Raw genomic sequence first — 17420 nt, 5'->3', positions numbered from 1 at the left:
CCCCTACATCATCTTGAAGCGCTCCACGAAGTCGGCCAGTTTCTTGCCCACGCGGGCACGGACCTCATCATGGTTGGCTTGCCGCCCAAACCTTGAGGTAGCAGGCAGAAGCTTCGTCATCGCGGTACCGGAGGTAGGCACCACGCCTGTCTGCAGTGCTTCCTCCACGAACGCGTAGGTGAGCTCAGGCTTGAGCTTCTCAGCCTTGATCAGTTCATTGAGCTCCTGATCACGACGCACTGCCACAAACTGTTCCCAACGCTCATCGGTATCGCCCGATGCGTTCGCACCATCCTCGGAGTCCAAGAAGTCCTCGAAGAGGTCCTTCTTGCCACGCAACGTCGGGGAGGAATCGAGGCTACGTCCGATGATCGCACGGGTTTCTTCCGCACCAGCTTCGTCGCCCTCTCCCTGCTTCGCACGGAAGTCATCAACCAACATGACGATGTAGTCCACGTTGATCTCAACCTGCTTGACCAGCTCAATCTCAAAAACCAGCTGATCATCTTCCGGCTCTTCAACGCCAGAGCCATCGACCACGCGCTCGGCATCACGCTTGGCCTTGAACTCATCGTGCAGGTCCAGGTACATCGACTTGTAGTCTTGCGACTCACGCTCGGTAATAAGCTGCTTGTCCTTGAACTCATCAAAGGAGGTCAGAATGTTCTCCAGTTTGAGAATCTCACCATAGAGTTTCACAAACCCAACTTGAGCCTTCTCAGATGCAATCAGCTCACCCGCTGGGTAGAACTCCTTCAAGTCCTCCACCTTGCGCTGGTACTCGCGGTAGAAATCCTTAAACGGTGCAAGGATTGCTACCTGCGCTGCATTGTCGGCGTTACCGAAGAGCTCCAGCGCCTCGTTCGTGTTCTCATCCAAGTCGCGGAAGCAGACGATGTTGCCGTAGGTCTTCACCGAGTTGAGGATGCGGTTTGTGCGTGAGTACGCCTGAATCAGACCGTGCATGCGCAGGTTCTTGTCCACGAACAAGGTATTGAGCGTGGTCGCGTCAAACCCGGTCAGGAGCATGTTCACCACAATGACAAGGTCTACCTCGCGGTTCTTAATCCGCTGGGAAAGATCCTTGTAGTAGTTCTCAAAGGATTCGGGATCATACGCGTCATAGTTGGTCGCGAACATCTCGTTGTAATCCGCAACCGCGCCCGCCAAAAACTCCAGGTTATCCACGGAGAGCTTGGTGGTATCGAAGTCTTCATCCTCAATGATGTCCACGTCACTGTTCGGATTTGATTGGGAGGAGAAGATCGTTGCCACCTTCAACCGCTGTGCCGGTGGCAGGTTTTCTTGTTGCCGAGCAAACTCCTCGTAATAGGTCCGCGCAGCCGGAATCGAGTCGGTGGCGAACAGCGCGTTGAACCCGCGCACGGTCTTGTCCGCCTTCGTGGCTTCAGATGCGCCACGTTTGCGGACTGACTGCTCCACGTTGGTCACAATCTTGTGGATATAGCTCTGGCCCAGATCACGCTTCGTTTTCTGGTCGAAGTGCTCCAAAATGTAGCTGGTAATCGCTTCCACGCGTCCCGGCGCGAGCAACTCTGCCATCCGCTGCTCAATCGTGGAATGCGGATCCGGATCCACAGGAGCAAGCTCGTTGTACTCCACACGGAACGGCAAGACGTTCTTATCCCGGATAGCGTCCACAATCGTGTACGAGTGGAGCAAGTCCCCGAAGGCTTGCGCGGTTGTCTGCAGATTCGGGTTGGAGCCAACCTTGTTCTGTTCAAAGATTGGCGTGCCGGTAAAGCCAAAGAAATTCGCTTTCTTGAACTTCTTCTTAATCGCCGTGTGCATACTGCCGAACTGGGAGCGGTGGCACTCATCGAAGATGAACACCACGTGTCTGTTGTAGATCTCGCGCTTATCGTTACCGGCAATAAAATGGCTCATTTTTTGGATCGTGGTGATCACGATCTTTGAGTCCGCACGGGAAATATCAATCCTTTTTGTGGAGAGCTTCTCGCGCTCGCGCTGCTCAATCTCAGCCATCAACTCCTCAGGTGTGGAGAGCTGCTGGGTGAGAATGCGCGTGGACGTATTCGAGTTCGCTGCGCCCTTTTCAAACCGGTCGTACTCACGGATTGTCTGATAATCCAGATCCTTGCGGTCCACTACAAAGATCACCTTGTCCACTGACTCCATCTCAGTTGCGAGCTGGGCAGTCTTGAACGAGGTCAGCGTTTTGCCTGAACCAGTGGTGTGCCAGATGTAGCCACCCGCATTGATTGTCCCAAGCTGCTTATTCAGAACAGATCGTTCGATGCGGTTGAGAATCCGTTCGGCTGCCGCGATCTGGTACGGACGCATGACCAGCAACAACTCATCAACGGTGAAAATGCAGTACTTCGTCAGCACGGACAAAAGTGTGTGCTTGGACATGAACGTCTTTGCAAACGCGATCAGATCCATGATCGGCTTATTGCTTGCATCCGCCCACCAGGACGTGAACTCAAAAGAGTTGGAGGTCTTCCTCTTGTTCCGCCGTGGGTTATTCTTGCCCGCTACTTCCTTCACGTGGAGATCACGGGTGGTGTTGGAGTAGTACTTGGTCTGCGTGCCGTTGGAGATGATGAACAGTTGGACGTATTGGAACAGTCCTTCATCAGCCCAGAATGAGTCCCGCTGATAGCGGTCAATCTGGTTGAAGGCTTCACGGATAGCCACACCCCGGCGTTTCAGCTCAACATGCACGAGCGGAAGGCCGTTTACCAGTACGGTCACGTCATAGCGGTTCGACCGGTTGCCTTTGTCGCTTCCCTTCGTGGCGTACTGGTTAATCACCTGCAGGGAGTTCCGGTAGATGTTCGTTTTGTCAATCAACCGGATGTTTTTGGTCGTGCCGTCCTCGCGGATCAGGTTCTTCTCATGGTCAACTTGCATCGTGCGGGTCTTTTCCACGATGCCAGCCGACGGGTTGGCGATCTCCGCACGGTAGAAGGTGTCCCATTCCGAGTCGGTGAAGCTGTACTCGTTGAGTTCTTCCAGCTTCTGACGAAGATTGTCACGCATCGCTTCGGCAGTACGAATATCAGCGTGTTCATAGGCCTGGTTGGTGAGCTGGTTGATAAAAGCATCTTCAAGATCAGCCTCGGACTGATACCCCGTGGCACTCTTCCCATCAGCTACGTAGCTAGCGATGACCGTTGATGTGTCCGTCACAGCAACAGGATCGAAGTATTCGTGTTGCGGACGAGACGAAAAGGAGCGAGACGGGTTAGAAAACTGTGCCATTTTCAGTTACTCCTTCACCGGGAAATCGAGTAGTTGATCACGGTAGTACTCGTACTGCTTCTGACGCAGCTCACGCTCGCGCTTGAGATTGTCGACGTACTCGGTGAAGGTGTCGAGTTTGTTAGCGATTTCTTCTTGGACTTCGAGCGGTGGGAGTGGGATGGGAAACCCTTTAATAAGAGAGATATTGAGGTCACCACGAGCTCCCCTTCCCTGAGCTTTCATTTCCTCATAGGAAGATGCGAGGGCATGAAAGACAAACCGATAATTAGCCATCTCAGGATCAATCTGCATGTTGCAGCAGTGCTGATTTGTGGTCATCGGTATCTTGTTGACCGCTACACGTCCTGCGGTAGCACCAGAAATAGCTACTACGACGCAATTCTCTGCGATCCAGGAAACATTAGTTTCATCGAGAGCGGTTTGCGTAATGAGTTTTTCCGTCTCCCAAATCTCTCCAAAATTCACCTCGCCGGTCCTCAACCAAGGAATATCCCCGCCCTGGTAATACCGTGCTTCACTTGCTTTGGGGGTAGCACCGGTTGAAACTCGAGCTGCGAGATTGCCCACTGGAACTGGCGGATAGTTTTCGTCTGAAAGTAGATCTTCACGGAGACGATCGAACTGAGCAGTACGTCCCGCGATCTCCTGCTCCAGCTCGCGGTCTAGCTCCGCGAACTGGTCGAGAATCCGCACGATCTCCTTTTGGACTTCAAGAGGAGGGAGGGGGATTGTGTATACCTCCCGGATAACCGAAGGGTGAGCTTTGCGGGTGTAATCAAACTCCTCACGCTCCCACTGAGAGATAAGAGATTGGTACAGGAATTTCAGTGACAACACGGTCGAATCAGAGGTCATCCAACCACTCACGTTTGTTACTGAATACCGATGCTCAGGACGGTAAAAGAATTTTCCTCCACCATCGATAGACCAGGTAATCCGTTCGTCCTCGAACATGAACTCTCCATAGCGCCCGAACTCGCCCGTTCCGGCCGCGGAAGATGAGTAGACAGGGTAATTCCCCGGAGATTCTTCGAGCGTTTGCTTAGAAATGACTTTCCCTCTGCCCATGGTGACCATCCCACAAGACTCAGCTTCGCCAAGGGATATAGCATCCACCCCATCGGGACACAGCTCTCGAATCAGATCATTGACACTACTCATCTGCGTCCACCTCGCCTTCGAGGTCGGCCACGATCTCATCGATGGACTCACGCAGGACCTGTTGGCGGGCAACGATCTGACACAGCTCTTCGTTGAGTGCCTTTACATCAATAACTTCACGCACTTCTTCACGGGCAACGTAAGAGTTGACCGACAAGTTGGAGTCGTTATCAAGCACATCTTCGTTGGAAACCAGCGCTGTCTCGTACTCAACCTCTTCACGGTCTTCGTAGAGTTTGAGGATCGCGTCCTGATGCTCGGGGAAAAGCTTGTTGTTTTTGCCTACGCGCTTGAAGTGCTTCGAAGCGTCTACAAACAGGATGGAGCTGTCTTCCTTGGACCTCTTCAGTACGAGGATGCAAGTAGCAATCGTGGTACCGAAGAACAGATCTGCGGGAAGCTGAATGACCGCTTGGACGAAGTTGTTTTTGATGAGGTACTCACGGATCTTCTTCTCCACTCCCCCGCGATACATTGCGCCTGGGAATTGAACAATGGCCGCAGTGCCGTCAACGTCAAGGTACGACAGCATGTGCATGGTGAACGCGAGATCCGCCTTGGATTTCGGGGCGAGCACACCGGCGGGCGAATAGCGATCATCATTAATCAGCACTGGGTCGTCCGCACCCTCCCAACGGATTGAGTACGGCGGGTTGGACACGATGGCGTCGAACGGCTCAATGTCATCGTGCAGCGGATTGATAAGCGTATCCCCACGCTTGATATCAAAGGCTTCAAACCCGATATCGTGCAGGAACATGTTCATGCGTGCGAGGTTGTACGTGGTGATGTTGATCTCTTGCCCGTAGAACCCGCCAACGTTCTCCTTGCCCAGGACCTTTGCAAACTTCAGCAGCAAGGAGCCGGAACCACACGCAGGGTCATACACCTGGCGAACGCTTTTCTTACCGGATGCTGCAATCCTCGCAAGGAGTTCGGAGACTTCCTGAGGTGTAAAGAACTCACCACCGGACTTGCCCGCGTTCGATGCGTACATCTGCATGAGGAACTCATATGCATCACCGAACAGATCAATGCTGTTGTCTTCGAAGCTGCCGAGTGGCAGGGCCGCCACAGCGTCGAGAAGCTGAGCAAGCTTCTTGTTTCGCTCCGCTACAGTCGCACCGAGCTTGGTGGAGTTGACCTGGAAATCATCGAAGAGACCCTTGAAGTCACCTTCCGAGTCCGTGCCCACCGCACTGGTTTCGATGTTGCGGAAGACCTGCTCGATGGTCTCATTCAGATTGGGGTCGTTTTGAGCCTTCGCCTGAACGTTTTCAAAAAGCTGCGACGGTGGAATGAAGAAGCCCTTGTCCTTGACTACTCCCCCGCGCCCGTACTCCGCGTCCTCATCCGAGAGGTTGGCGTAATCAAGATCGGGATCCTCAGCATTGAGGTAGGCCGTGAGGTTCTCAGAGACGAAGCGGTAGAACAGCATGTTGAGCACGTAGCTCTTGAAATCCCAGCCATCTACAGAACCACGGAGATCATTGGCAATCTTCCAAATTGTTTTATGCAGTTCAGCACGCTGTTCTGCACCATCTGTTGCTGGTGCGTTCTCCGCTACTTCTTTTTCAATATCCGCCATACCTGGTTCCCTCAAAATTATTGAGTTATCTTTGCCAACTCCCCGATTGTGTCACAGCTACGCGCGTCTTCGCGGCAGCAAAAAGCGGGCATTTCTTGCAGGTGGTGGCGTGGTTTTCAACCGGGGCTGCTCTGGGGCTTCCCCAGCACAGCTGGTTGTGGCTGGCCGGAATTCATCTATAGTTGACACATCACCAACTTTACGTTTCAACAGGGAGGCCCCAAATAGCTACGGACGCGCAGAAGGATTCACCGACGGACTGGGCTGGCGATGCCCAAAACGCCTCGACGGACGGCGAGTTCAAGCGGGACACCAACTACATCGGTGACCGCATCGTTGCGTCAGTTACCGGCGATGCCCCTCAGCCGTCTCCTAATGACAATGGCGAGACCCTCCATTGGCCGGTACAGCCGAATCGTTACCGTCTCATCGCTGCGCGTGCCTGCCCGTGGGCACACCGTGCGGTCATTGTGCGTCGGTTGATGGGCTTGGAGGACGTGATCTCCCTGGGCCTGGCTGGGCCGACCCATGACAAGCGCTCCTGGACGTTCGATCTGGATCCGGGCGGGCTCGACCCGGTCCTGCAGATCCCCCGCTTGCAAGACGCGTACTTCAAGCGCTTTCCGGATTATCCGCGTGGCATCACTGTGCCGTCAATAGTTGAAGAGGCAAGCGGCAAGGTGGTGACCAATGACTACAACTCGATGGTCCGTGACTTCCAAACGCAGTGGACCGAATACCACCGCGCCAGCGCACCCAACCTCCTGCCGCCGGAGGAGCAGCGCGAAGAGATGGAGGAGATCAACGACTTCCTCTTTAGAAAGTTCAATAACGGCGTGTACCGGGCTGGGTTCTCGGCATCGCAGGAGGGTTATGACGCTGCCTATACGGACGTCTTCGAGGTTCTCGACTGGCTGGAGGACCGACTAGCAACCCGTCGGTTCATCATGGGTGAGCACATCACTGAGACCGACATCCGCGCCTACACCACGCTGATTCGTTTTGACGCCGTCTACCACGGCCACTTCAAGACCAACCGGAACAAGATCAACGAAATGCCGAACGTCTACGGCTACTTGCGCGAGCTATTCCAGACCCCCGGGTTCGGCGACACCACTGACTTTGTGGAGATCAAGCAGCACTATTACATCGTGCACCGCGAGATCAACCCCACCCGTGTCGTCCCGGCTGGCCCGGATCTCTCGGGCTTGGCGCAGCCGCACGGCCGTGACCGACTGCCTGGCGCACCCTTTGCCGAGAGCACTACCCTGCCCGGCGAAATGCCAAAATCCGAGCGGTTAAAAAATCCCATGAAGTTTCAGCTGGAACTCTTCGAAAATTAGCCGTAGGCACACATCCGTTCGATAATCCGGCGCCTCGTGTCGCAGGGCGGTTTTATAATGTCTCCTCGTCCCATCACAAGAGAATAAGGAGGCGTTGTTGGGCGAGCTGCTCAAAGCCGCAGTGGGGTGCATTGAAGCCCCGTCCCTATTTCCCCGAGAACTGAAGATATTGATGCAGGTGGCGTTGCTTGCTGAAGACGCCACCGGCCCAACCCTCACCCCCACCGGGATAGTCCGCCAAGCAACAGCGGGCCGGGTGGACAACTTCGGAGGGCCAACCATGACGAACTGGCTCAAGCGAGACATCGTCGATGCGACACTGCCCACCTTCATCGGCACAGGTTGGCTCCAGGAGGTCCCCGGTCCGGAGAACGACGGTGCCTACCAACTCAACCTGACACGGTTGAAGCGCCTGCTCGACCAAGCGGAGGCAACCCTGGCCACCGGCGAGTCCGACCAAGAAGCGCTGGAGCAGGCTGACCGTGAACTGCCCGGCGACTTCGACTCCGCCCCGGAGGACCTTGCTGAGCAGGTGGATCGCATCCTGGTCAGCAACCCGGCGATGTAGGCCGCTGGGTTTCGGCGCCTAGGCTGCAATCTCCTCCTGACGGCGGATGCGGCCCCGGCGCGCAAACCATGCCGCTACAAAGGAGAGCACGAGAGCTACGAGCACACCCAAGTTCGCGTCAGCCCAGTGCTCCCCAACCAGCGGCAGGAAGTATCCCTGCCAGTTATTCCAAGCCGCTTCCTCCGCAAACAGGTTGGCCACTAGGCCCCATCCGATCACCGAAGAGACGACGAGGATGCCGATAGAGATCCAGTCGACGGCACCGTAACGGCCTGCCGAGTCGTACAGCGCGGGCTCGTCATAATCCTTGGTGCGGGTGAAGATGTCTGCGATGAGGATGCCCGCCCAGCTTGCCAACGGCACGCCCAGGGTGATCAGGAAGGACTGGAACGGCCCAAGGAAGCTTTGGGAGACGAAGACCACCCAGATGGTGCCGATGGTCAGGATCACACCGTCGATGGCGGCAGCCGCCGGGCGCGGAATGTTAATCCCCAACGTGAGCAGCGTCAGGCCCGAGGAGTAAATACCCAGCACCGCCCCGGAGACCAGTGCCAGTACCGCGGTGATCAAAAAGGGCACGAGCACCCAGGTAGGCAGCACAACCGCGAGAGCACCGATCGGGTCATCCGCGATTGCTTCTGCCAGCGACTCATCAGACGCGGCGAGCAGCAGGCCAAAGATAACCAAGATGGTGGGTGCAATGGCACCTCCAAACGTGTTCCAGAAGATGATGGAGCGATCCGGAGTGTCACGGCGTTGGTAGCGCGACCAGTCCGCCGCAATGTTGATCCAGCCAAGGCCGAAACCGGTCATCACCATCACCAGCGCACCAACCACGCTGCCTGCAGAGCCGGCCGGGATCGCCTGGACCGCGGACCAATCGATGCGCGGAATGGTCAACACCATGTACAGCAGAGTCACCGCACCGGTGAGCCAGGTCAGTACAGACTGCAGCTTCATAATCGTGTGGTAGCCCAACACGGATGCCGCCACGATCAGGCCTGCGACGATGACGGTCGCAATCATCTTTGTGGCCGTGCCCGGATTGCCGCCGAATTCCCGGATCACCGTGGTGGTGGCCAGCACCGCCATGATGGCCAGGAACGTCTCCCAACCAATAGACGTCAACCATGAGACGATGCCAGGCACCTTCTGCCCTTGCACACCGAATGCGGCGCGGGAGAGCACCATTGTCGGCGCAGACCCGCGCTTACCAGCTACCGCAATGAGGCCGCAGAGGAAGAACGAGAACGTCACGCCGAGTGCGGTGACGAGCGCGCCTTGCCAGAACGACAGCCCAAACCAGAGCACGAACGAACCGTAGGAAATACCGAACACCGAAATGTTCGCGGCAAACCACGGCCAGAACAGGTCGGAGGGTTTCGCGGTGCGCTCGGATTCGGGAACAATATCAATCCCTAAGGTTTCTACAACCGGCGCACCACTTGCTGAAGACTTGCTGTGTGTCATACACGGACTATACGACGCTTAGGTGAAATGTCACCGAATTACTTTCTTCTTGAACTAGGCGAGACCCTGCCCTTTTCCTTATTGTGATGGGCGATTCCACCTCATGCACCAACCAGCGCAGCCTGCTGTGCCATGCCTTGCCCGAAAGGTTTAAACTGCAGCCCCGCCCTTGCGGCCCTTCACCGACACAACAACGCCCACAATGTAGGACACAACCACCCCAAGGACGCTAAGCAAACACAATGTAGAGGAAAGCTCTGACGCCGAGCGCCCCACAAGCTTCGTGAAGACGGAATTCACGCTCTCCTCAGTATCACCGGTATCGACCATAAAGAAGCCTGCCAGGAAGAGAAACACCGTCACCGCGATGAAGGCCCAAGACTCGCGCCAACCGAAGGACTTAAACGGGCCTGCCCCTGGACCTTCCTTCGCGCTGCGCACGGGGATAAACCACAGAGCAATAAGCAAAAGTGCCACGAAAAACCCAGCAGGAATGGAGTAGAAGATCATCCATCCGCCCACCCCAAAGAACATCCGACCAAAGGCAAAGAACGCAGTCCCAAACATGCTTAGGACAAGCGCCGCGACGGAGTTGATACGGAGATTCCGGTAATTCATGCACTACATCCTACGGAGAAAACCCACTGCTCTCGCCGGCAAAACTTCCTCGGTGGGCAGCGCCTAGCATCACACTTGCGTTTCGGTCGGCCCAGGATACGACACCCGGTCTTCAGCATCCTTAATGCGTCCTTTCACCGCCACAACAAGACCCACGATGTAGGACACAATCGCCCCAAGGAGACAGAGCCAACACAACAACGCAGAAAGCTCTGTCGCCTGCCGTCCAACAAGCAGGGTGAAGACGGATTTCACGCTGTCCTCGGTGTCACCGCCATCGACCATAAAGAAGCCAGCCAGGAAGAGAAACACCGTCACCGCAATGAAGGCCCAGGATTCGCGCCACCCGAAGGTCTTAGACGACCCTGCCCCTGGGCCTTCTTTCACGTTGCGCACGGGGATGAACCACAGGCCAAGAAGCAAAAGCGCCGCGATCGCCCCAACTGGAACGGAGAAGAGAACCATCCATCCGACCACCTCAAACATAACCCGCCCCAGGGTAAAGAACGCCACCCCCAACAGGCTGAGGACAAGCGCCGCGACGGAGTTGAGTTGAACATTCCGGAAGTTCATGCGCCACATCCTACGGAGGAAACCCAATACTTTCGCTAGGAAAACTGTCTCGGTGGGCAGCGCCTGTCAGATCTCTACATCAGTGCAGGTGGAGAGCATCGCTGAGAGCTCTGGCTTTCTTGAGTGCAACACTCGAACCTTTCTGAGAGGCAAAGGCGTGCAGGTCGACCTGCGTGCGGACGCCGTAGAGAACTCCTGACAAACCAAGTAATCCCTGTTGTAGCGGGTAGAATTCGACACATGGTGGAGACACAACGCCGCTCGAAACAACGCCCGCCCGCGCTAGCCAGTAAAGGCCCCCAGCTGAGCAAAAAGCAGTTGGTGGGCCTGGTTTTGGGCGTGGTCTGCTTCCTCATCCCCTTCTTCGTCCAGATCCCGGACTTGTCCACCCCCGGGCACCGGATGCTATCGATCTTCCTGCTCGCCATCGTCTTCTGGGTGCTCGAGCCCGTGCCGCTCACGGCCACGGCGGTGTTGGTCATCCTGCTGGAGGTCCTCCTGCTTTCCGACGGCGCGATAGTCGACCCCACCGGTGGAGACCCAGCACTAGCAGATCAGCTGCTTCCTGCATCCGCGTATTTCTCTGCGCTGGCCCACCCGGTCATCATCCTCTTCCTCGGCGGGTTCATGATCGCGCACGGGGCAGAGAAGTTCGGGTTAGATCGCAACCTCGCAGCGATCATGCTGCGCCCCTTCCCAGACAAGGCGCGCCTGACCGTGCTGGGGCTCATGCTGATTACCGCCGTGCTCAGCATGTTCATGTCGAACACGGCCACCACAGCGACGATGTTCGCGGTCGTCATCCCGATTCTCAAGACGCTGCCCGCGGGCAAAGCGCGCGCCGGCGTGGCGCTGTCTATCCCGCTCGCTGCCAACGTGGGTGGCATCGGCACCCCGGTGGGCACACCCCCGAACGCGATCGCGATCGGTGCGCTCGCCGAGCACGGCATCCGTGTGTCCTTCGTGGATTGGATGCTCATGGCGGTGCCTTTCATGCTGGTTGTCCTCGCCTTTGCCTGGGTATTTCTCTGTCTCGTTTTCATCCCCGCTGAGACCCGCATCTCCATCGAGATGCGCTCGAAGTGGAACACCGCCACCGACGCGAAACTCTTCTACGCCGTGGCAGGTCTGACCATCCTGTTGTGGATGAGCGAGCCGCTCCACGGCATCTCCTCCAACACCGTCGGCTTCATCCCCGTCGTGGCACTGTTGTGCCTGCAGGTGATGAAGGGCAAGGACGTCCAGGCACTTGACTGGCCGGTGCTGTGGCTCGTCTCCGGTGGTATCGCGCTCGGCACTGGCGTGGGTGCGAGCGGCCTGGACGAGTGGCTCGTCGGCTCGGTCAGCTGGGAGGTCATGGGTGCGCTGGCGATCCTCGCCGTGCTGGGCCTGATCGGCTTCGGCATGGCGAACGTCATCTCGCACTCTGCGGCCGCCAACCTGCTGGTCCCACTGGCGGTCTCGCTGGCGCTCTCGCTCGACGGCATCGACCCGCTCGTGGTTGCCGCGGTGGTGGCGATCGCCTGCTCGCTGGGCATGGCGCTGCCAATCTCCACTCCGCCGAACGCGATTGCGTACGCCACCAAGGAGATCTCCATTCCGCAGATGGCGCTAGTGGGACTCGTGGTCGGTACCGTGGGCACGCTGCTGTTGATCTTTGCTCTGCCTTCCGTTTGGCAGCTGATGGGGCTGGTGAGCTAGGTGCTGCCCCGTTCCACCCTCTCTATCGTGGGAAAGTCCCAGGCCACCCGCGACGTGCAGCAGGTGGTCAACGAGGCACTGGGCGCCACGCATGACATCCTCGCCGCCGATAATGTCGAGCACCTGCGCTCGCTTCTCAACGGCGACCCGCTCGCGCTTGTCACCGTCACCGTCCACGAGGACGGCTTGGCGCCCGACCACCCGTTGCTGGAGCTGATCTCGGAGCCCGGTTTCGAGTACACCCGCGTCATGGTGCTGACCACCGCGCCAGAGGTCGCGGGCCTGGATGCACTTACGGACATGGGGCGGCTCGACATGCTCGTGTTCACCCCGGCGATCAAGCCGGAGGCACTGTTGCACAACATCCAGCAGCAGCTCAACCGCTATTGGTACATGCGCGCCAAGCACGACCCTTCTATCGCTGGCACCTTCGCCCTGCCAGAGGTCACCGAACTGGACGTAGGGCTGACCGACCAGGAGATCATCAGCCGCATCATCCAGGCCGCCGACATGCACCTGGGCTACCAGCCGCGCCTGGTTTTCCCGCCGGGGGTCTACCTGACTAAGGAGGGCCACTACGTCGAGGAGGTCATCTTCGCCCTTTCCGGCCAGGTGCTTTTGCAGCGCTTTACTGACGCCGGCGATATCGTCATGCATCACGCCTCCACCGGCCACGTCATCGGATTACTCGCCCTGGCGAGCAACCGGGTCGGCTTCTTTACCGCGCGTACCACCACCGAGGTCGTCGCAGTCCAGCTGCCCACCGAGCAGGTGGACTACCTCATCCGCCAGGAGCCGGAGCTTGCGCGCCTGTTCAATATCTTGTTCGTGCGCTCCTACGACCGCCGCCTGCGCCGCGCCGAGGACATCCAGATCGAGCAGCACGAACTCACCGCGCAACTCGAAGACGAGCGCGCACGCTTGACCACAGCACTGCACAACCTGGAAGCAGCGCGCCGCGAGCTGATGAGCCAGGCGCGCTTCGCCTCCCTCGGCGAACTCGCCGCAGGCGTTGCCCACGAGCTGAACAACCCGATGGCGGCGATCGAGCGCACCGCAGCGCATCTCGCCGAAGACGTCGAAGGCCTGATCGCGTCCAGCCCCAACCGCAGGTGGCGGGACGCGACCAGCCACGCGCTGGAGGCGGCGCGCAGCTCGCACGCGGTAAGCACAAAGGAGGCACGCGCGCTGCGGCGCGAACTGACCGAGGTCACCGGCGATCGGGCGCTCGCCCAGCGCTGGGTACTCGCCGGCTTGCACGACGTGGAGTTTGCCAAGCAGGTGCGCGCGAATCGAAAGCTGGAGTACGAGACGGTGGAGCACGCGGCGTCGATAGGCACTGCCCTGCGCAACCTCTCCACCGCATCGACCCGCATTACGCAGCTGGTGGCCTCGCTACGCGCATACGCGCGGCCTGACGGCGACCCGGTCACCGACGTGGACCTGCACCAAAGCATCGAGGACACGCTGCAGCTGATCGCCCACAAACTGCGCGGTGTGGAGGTCAAACGGGATTTTGCCGAACTGCCGCACGTGACGTGTACGCCCGGGCAGATCGCGCAAGTGTGGACGAACCTGATCACCAACGCCGCCGAGGCCATCGAGGAGTCCGGCAAAGGCACCACCATCACTATCCGCACCAGCGCCCCGAAGCCCGGGTGGGTGCGTGTGGAGGTCATTGACGACGGCCCCGGCATCCCACTCGAGCGCATCGACAAGCTCTTCGAGCCCCGCTTCACCACGAAGAACGGCGAGGTCCGCTTCGGCATGGGTATCGGCTTAAGCATCTGCCGCGGCATCGTCAGCGCACACCACGGCACGATCGAACTGACCTCTTCTACCAACGGCACCTGCGCCACCGTTGGCCTGCCAATTGACGGCCCGCACGCACACGACGAAGGAGACACACCATGAACCTTGCCATCCTGATCCTCGAGGACGAGGCGGAAGTCCGCGCCGCCGTCGAGCGCGACCTGCTGCCCTTTGCTGAACACATCCGCGTGGAGGTCGCCTCCGACGTGGAGGAAGCCTGGGAGGTGATCGACGAGCTCACCGAAGACGGCGACGTGCTCGCCCTCGCACTCTGCGACCACCGCATGCCCGGCACCACCGGCGTGGAGTTCCTAGTCCAGATGATGGACGACGACCGCACCGCCGCCACCCGCAAAGTCCTGGTCACCGGCCAGGCGCAGCTGCACGACACGGTACGCGCGGTCAACGAGGCCAACTTGGACCACTACATTGCCAAGCCCTGGAACGTCGACGAGCTACACCAGGTGGTGCGCACCATGCTCACCGACTACGTCGAGGACATGGACATCGATCCCCTGCCCTACCTCGACGTCCTCGACGCGACGCGCGCGATGGACCTCGTCCGCCGTCGCTAGAGGCGCTCGGTGCGGGCTCCGAAAAGTGGCGTGGAAAGCTTGCCGATAAAGCTGGCGCCGGGGTTGTTCGGGCCATGGATGGGGGGGCGAGGACCACGATGGGGCCTTCGGGGTTGAAGTCGGCGCCGGGGATTGGCTCGGCGGTGGTACCGAGGCGTTTTGCAAGCTCATCCGCGTATTCCTTGGTAGATCCGTAGAACGAGGCGTACAAGATAGTGCAGGCAGTCATACAACTATTGTTGTATGTTGCGCCTAGAATGTGGCAACGATGCGATACGTGTACATGATTGTGGGGCTGGTGGCGTTCGCCCTGGGCGCGGCCGGCGTGTGGCTGCCGATCCTGCCCACGACGCCGTTTCTGTTGCTTGCGCTGATGTGCTTCACGCGGAGTTCGCCGAGGATGGAGCGCTACCTGCTACGCCATGACACGTTCGGGCCGTTCATTATTGATTACTACTCAGGACAGCTGACGCGGGCGCAGAAGCTGCGGATTGTGGGGCTACTCTGGTTGGGGATGGGCGCCTCCATATGGGTGGTGATTGTGGTGGTCGGGCTGTGGCCGGTGGCATTGCTGCTCGTCGGGATCGGTGCCGGGGTGAGCGCGCACATCTGGCGGCTGCGGCCACGCCCCGAGCGCGCCGCCGAACTACACCAGCGCGCTGGCCTGCCTACCGGCCACGCACATTGAAGCCGATGACGCCGGGGTTGACCAAGGGGGCGTCGCCAAGCAGGGCGTGGATGTTGCCCTCCCTCTCAACCGCACTGGTGACCGCTTTCGGGCGCTGCTTCTTGTCATCCTTGCCGCGGCCCTGCGACACAGGGACGCCCATGAAGCCGCCGCACTACCCCTGCTGACCTGCGGCGTTACTGGCGGAGGATCCTGTGACGCTGCAGCGAATGGGGCGCCTCAGAGCAGCACAACGATGACCACCAGCACTGTGATGGCAGCGTCCAGAAGTCCGACGACCTTCGGCGTCCATGGCTTCTCACGACGTGCGCCGGTGATCGGCATCAGCGTCGCCCGCGCGAGCAACACGACGGCCACGACGATGATCGCTGGATGGAACGGATGCCCGCCGGTGCCGAGCACGGCAACGACGGCGGCGACAAGCACGACGACGTGATAGACCACCGACCCGATGAACCAGGGCTTGGAGCCGCGTTCACGGATGAGCGTCTTCACGTAGGGCACAGTGCCGACGAAGTACGCCAGGTACACGGCAAATGCGGCCCACGCCTCCGTATCCAGGCCTCCTCCGGCCCAGGCGGCCACCGGCAGGATGAGGCAGGCCGCTACGACAGTGGAGACGCCCGACAACAGCGATCTCGGACGCCGCTTCCATGCCTCGAACACGGCTATGGCCACCAATGGCGCAAACGCCGGGACCCACATGAGAAGCCGCCAGTCGAAGATCAGCGTTGTCACACCCGCGACCGCCGCGAGCGACCCGTAGACCAAGACTGGGGGCCGGTTGCGTTCGCGGAAGCGCGAGCGGATCCAGACGCTGCTGGCGAAAAACGTGAAATAGCCGAGCCACCAGGTCAGCAACAGGGGAATCGCAGTCCACGACGGTGCCAGGATGACGCCGGTGATAGCGGGGACGGTGACCATAAACCAGGCGCCGTGTTGGTCGGGCACCCAACCGGGTGAGCGTCGGCGTGTGCGGGGGTTGCGCGGCACGCTACGCTGCGCCTGGCTCTTCGACATGTTTTCACCCTACTGATGCGAATCCGTGATGGGCAATTGGCGTGGTCTTTTCCGTCGATTCGAAGCACCCGGCGCCGTCGCGCGCTTCAGGCCAATCGCGTTCTAAAAACCACAAAGCCCCGACCCAAAGTGGATGAGGCGAGGTGGCAGGCCTAGCGTTAGTCCTATGACGTTGCCAAAGTTCGGTCCCGCTTGGGCCGGCGCTTTAATGGGAACCTCGATTGCGTCGAGTTTGACTGGGTTACATGGATTTCATGTAGCCCAGCTCGTGTTTGCGCTCATCGCGGCGGGGCTCCTCGTTGTGTTCACGGTCGGCGTGCGCAATGAGCCGCCGCGGCACCAGAACATGGCGGCGTGGGGCATGTATTCGATGGGGCTGCTCGCGTGCGGCTCGGCGTGGACGGCACTCACGGGCAACGATGCATTCCAGCTGTTCAGCTGGTGGGTCGGTGCGCCACTGGCCATCATCGTGTGCTTGTGGCAACTCTGGGGTTTGTGGAAGCAGTCCGCGCACTACACCGAGCCTGCGTTCCCGTGGGGCTTGGCGCTCGTGTCCCCGATGGTCGCTGCGACATCCGGCGGGCAGCTCGCCACCCATCACGGCGAGTTTTATCACTACGCGGGTGAGCTGTGCTTCTTCCTCACGTTGTTCACCGCGATCCCGCTCTTCCTCTACTGCTACTGGTCCGGCACGCGCCCGCGTGGCGCCGCCGCGGGTACAGCGTGGATTCCCCTCGGTGTTGTCGGCCAGTCGACGGCAGCATCGACATTGCTTTTCGACGCCCACCTGTACGGCCTCATCATGTTCACCCTCGGCGCACCGTGTGTCCTCTACGCCATGTACTGCTTTTACGAAGCTGTCCTCCACTGGGCGCCCTACGGCCCTGGTTGGTGGGGCTCTACCTTCCCCGTGGGCACCCTGTGCATGGGTGCTTGGGACGAAGGCTGGCACACACTTTCCTTGGCCCTCCTCGTGCTCTTGCTCCTCCACTGGGGTGTCTGCGCGGTGCGCTTTGGCTCCTGGGAACTAAGCCAATCTGGCGCTAGATGA

Annotated in this window: 15 protein-coding genes; 7 read left to right on the top strand and 8 right to left on the bottom strand. The window is 59.1% G+C overall.

What is annotated here, in order from left to right:
- Positions 1-3: 3 nt before the first annotated feature.
- Genes I6I71_RS06130 through I6I71_RS06120 form a run of 3 tightly spaced genes read right to left on the bottom strand, consistent with a single transcriptional unit; the run spans position 4 to position 6001 of the window.
- Positions 4-3249: a type I restriction endonuclease subunit R gene (locus I6I71_RS06130; protein WP_201819433.1), complete on the bottom strand. Its 3246-nt coding sequence runs from the start codon at positions 3247-3249 to the stop codon at positions 4-6.
- A 6-nt stretch (positions 3250-3255) separates the two neighbouring features.
- Positions 3256-4413: a restriction endonuclease subunit S gene (locus I6I71_RS06125; RefSeq protein ID WP_201819431.1), complete on the bottom strand. Its 1158-nt coding sequence runs from the start codon at positions 4411-4413 to the stop codon at positions 3256-3258.
- Positions 4406-6001, bottom strand: a complete 1596-nt coding sequence (locus tag I6I71_RS06120; RefSeq protein ID WP_201819429.1) for a type I restriction-modification system subunit M — start codon at positions 5999-6001, stop codon at positions 4406-4408. The genes I6I71_RS06125 and I6I71_RS06120 overlap by 8 nt, the downstream gene beginning before the upstream one ends.
- Positions 6002-6225: 224 nt before the next feature.
- Here I6I71_RS06120 and I6I71_RS06115 point away from each other — a divergent pair, with 224 nt between their 5' ends.
- Together I6I71_RS06115 and I6I71_RS06110 are read left to right on the top strand one after the other, a co-directional pair.
- Positions 6226-7344, top strand: a complete 1119-nt coding sequence (locus tag I6I71_RS06115) for a glutathione S-transferase C-terminal domain-containing protein (protein WP_201823484.1) — start codon at positions 6226-6228, stop codon at positions 7342-7344.
- Positions 7345-7441: 97 nt separating this feature from the next.
- Entirely contained in the window at positions 7442-7912 is a 471-nt protein-coding gene (locus I6I71_RS06110) for a hypothetical protein (protein WP_201819427.1), read from the top strand.
- Positions 7913-7930: 18 nt separating this feature from the next.
- On the opposite strand, the gene I6I71_RS06105 is transcribed toward I6I71_RS06110, so the two are convergent.
- From I6I71_RS06105 to I6I71_RS06095, 3 genes are all read right to left on the bottom strand, one after another.
- A complete protein-coding gene (locus I6I71_RS06105; protein WP_201819425.1) occupies positions 7931-9382 on the bottom strand; it encodes a purine-cytosine permease family protein in 1452 nt (483 codons plus the stop codon).
- Positions 9383-9532: 150 nt separating this feature from the next.
- On the bottom strand, positions 9533-10000 hold the full coding sequence (locus I6I71_RS06100; RefSeq protein ID WP_201819423.1) for a hypothetical protein: 468 nt from the start codon (positions 9998-10000) through the stop codon (positions 9533-9535).
- Positions 10001-10069: 69 nt separating this feature from the next.
- Positions 10070-10573: a hypothetical protein gene (locus I6I71_RS06095; protein ID WP_201819421.1), complete on the bottom strand. Its 504-nt coding sequence runs from the start codon at positions 10571-10573 to the stop codon at positions 10070-10072.
- A 240-nt stretch (positions 10574-10813) separates the two neighbouring features.
- Between I6I71_RS06095 and I6I71_RS06090 the strand changes: the two genes are divergently transcribed.
- The 4 genes from I6I71_RS06090 (at position 10814) to I6I71_RS06075 (ending at position 15349) form a co-directional block, all read left to right on the top strand.
- On the top strand, positions 10814-12274 hold the full coding sequence (locus I6I71_RS06090) for an SLC13 family permease (protein WP_201823482.1): 1461 nt from the start codon (positions 10814-10816) through the stop codon (positions 12272-12274).
- 27 nt (positions 12275-12301) lie between these two features.
- A complete protein-coding gene (locus I6I71_RS06085; protein ID WP_201819416.1) occupies positions 12302-14188 on the top strand; it encodes a sensor histidine kinase in 1887 nt (628 codons plus the stop codon).
- On the top strand, positions 14185-14661 hold the full coding sequence (locus I6I71_RS06080) for a response regulator (RefSeq protein ID WP_102724514.1): 477 nt from the start codon (positions 14185-14187) through the stop codon (positions 14659-14661). The genes I6I71_RS06085 and I6I71_RS06080 overlap by 4 nt, the downstream gene beginning before the upstream one ends.
- 268 nt (positions 14662-14929) lie before the next feature.
- On the top strand, positions 14930-15349 hold the full coding sequence (locus I6I71_RS06075) for a YbaN family protein (RefSeq protein ID WP_052205191.1): 420 nt from the start codon (positions 14930-14932) through the stop codon (positions 15347-15349).
- On the opposite strand, the gene I6I71_RS06070 is transcribed toward I6I71_RS06075, so the two are convergent.
- Positions 15330-15491 carry a hypothetical protein gene (locus I6I71_RS06070; RefSeq protein ID WP_180950614.1) on the bottom strand — a complete coding sequence of 54 codons (162 nt, stop codon included), beginning with the start codon at positions 15489-15491 and terminating at the stop codon, positions 15330-15332. The genes I6I71_RS06075 and I6I71_RS06070 overlap by 20 nt on opposite strands.
- 77 nt (positions 15492-15568) lie before the next feature.
- The gene (locus tag I6I71_RS06065) at positions 15569-16273 is read right to left on the bottom strand and encodes a YwiC-like family protein (protein ID WP_236587440.1); all 705 of its coding nucleotides are present in this window, start codon (positions 16271-16273) and stop codon (positions 15569-15571) included.
- 262 nt (positions 16274-16535) lie between these two features.
- Here I6I71_RS06065 and I6I71_RS06060 point away from each other — a divergent pair, with 262 nt between their 5' ends.
- Positions 16536-17420 (top strand): SLAC1 family transporter, encoded by an 885-nt coding sequence (locus tag I6I71_RS06060; RefSeq protein WP_201819411.1) that lies wholly within the window; start codon positions 16536-16538, stop codon positions 17418-17420.

This window comes from Corynebacterium riegelii, assembly GCF_016728505.1.
Classification (GTDB): domain Bacteria; phylum Actinomycetota; class Actinomycetes; order Mycobacteriales; family Mycobacteriaceae; genus Corynebacterium; species Corynebacterium riegelii.
The sequence above is the reverse complement of the archived record's forward strand: the minus strand, read 5'-3'. Positions and strand labels throughout refer to the sequence as shown.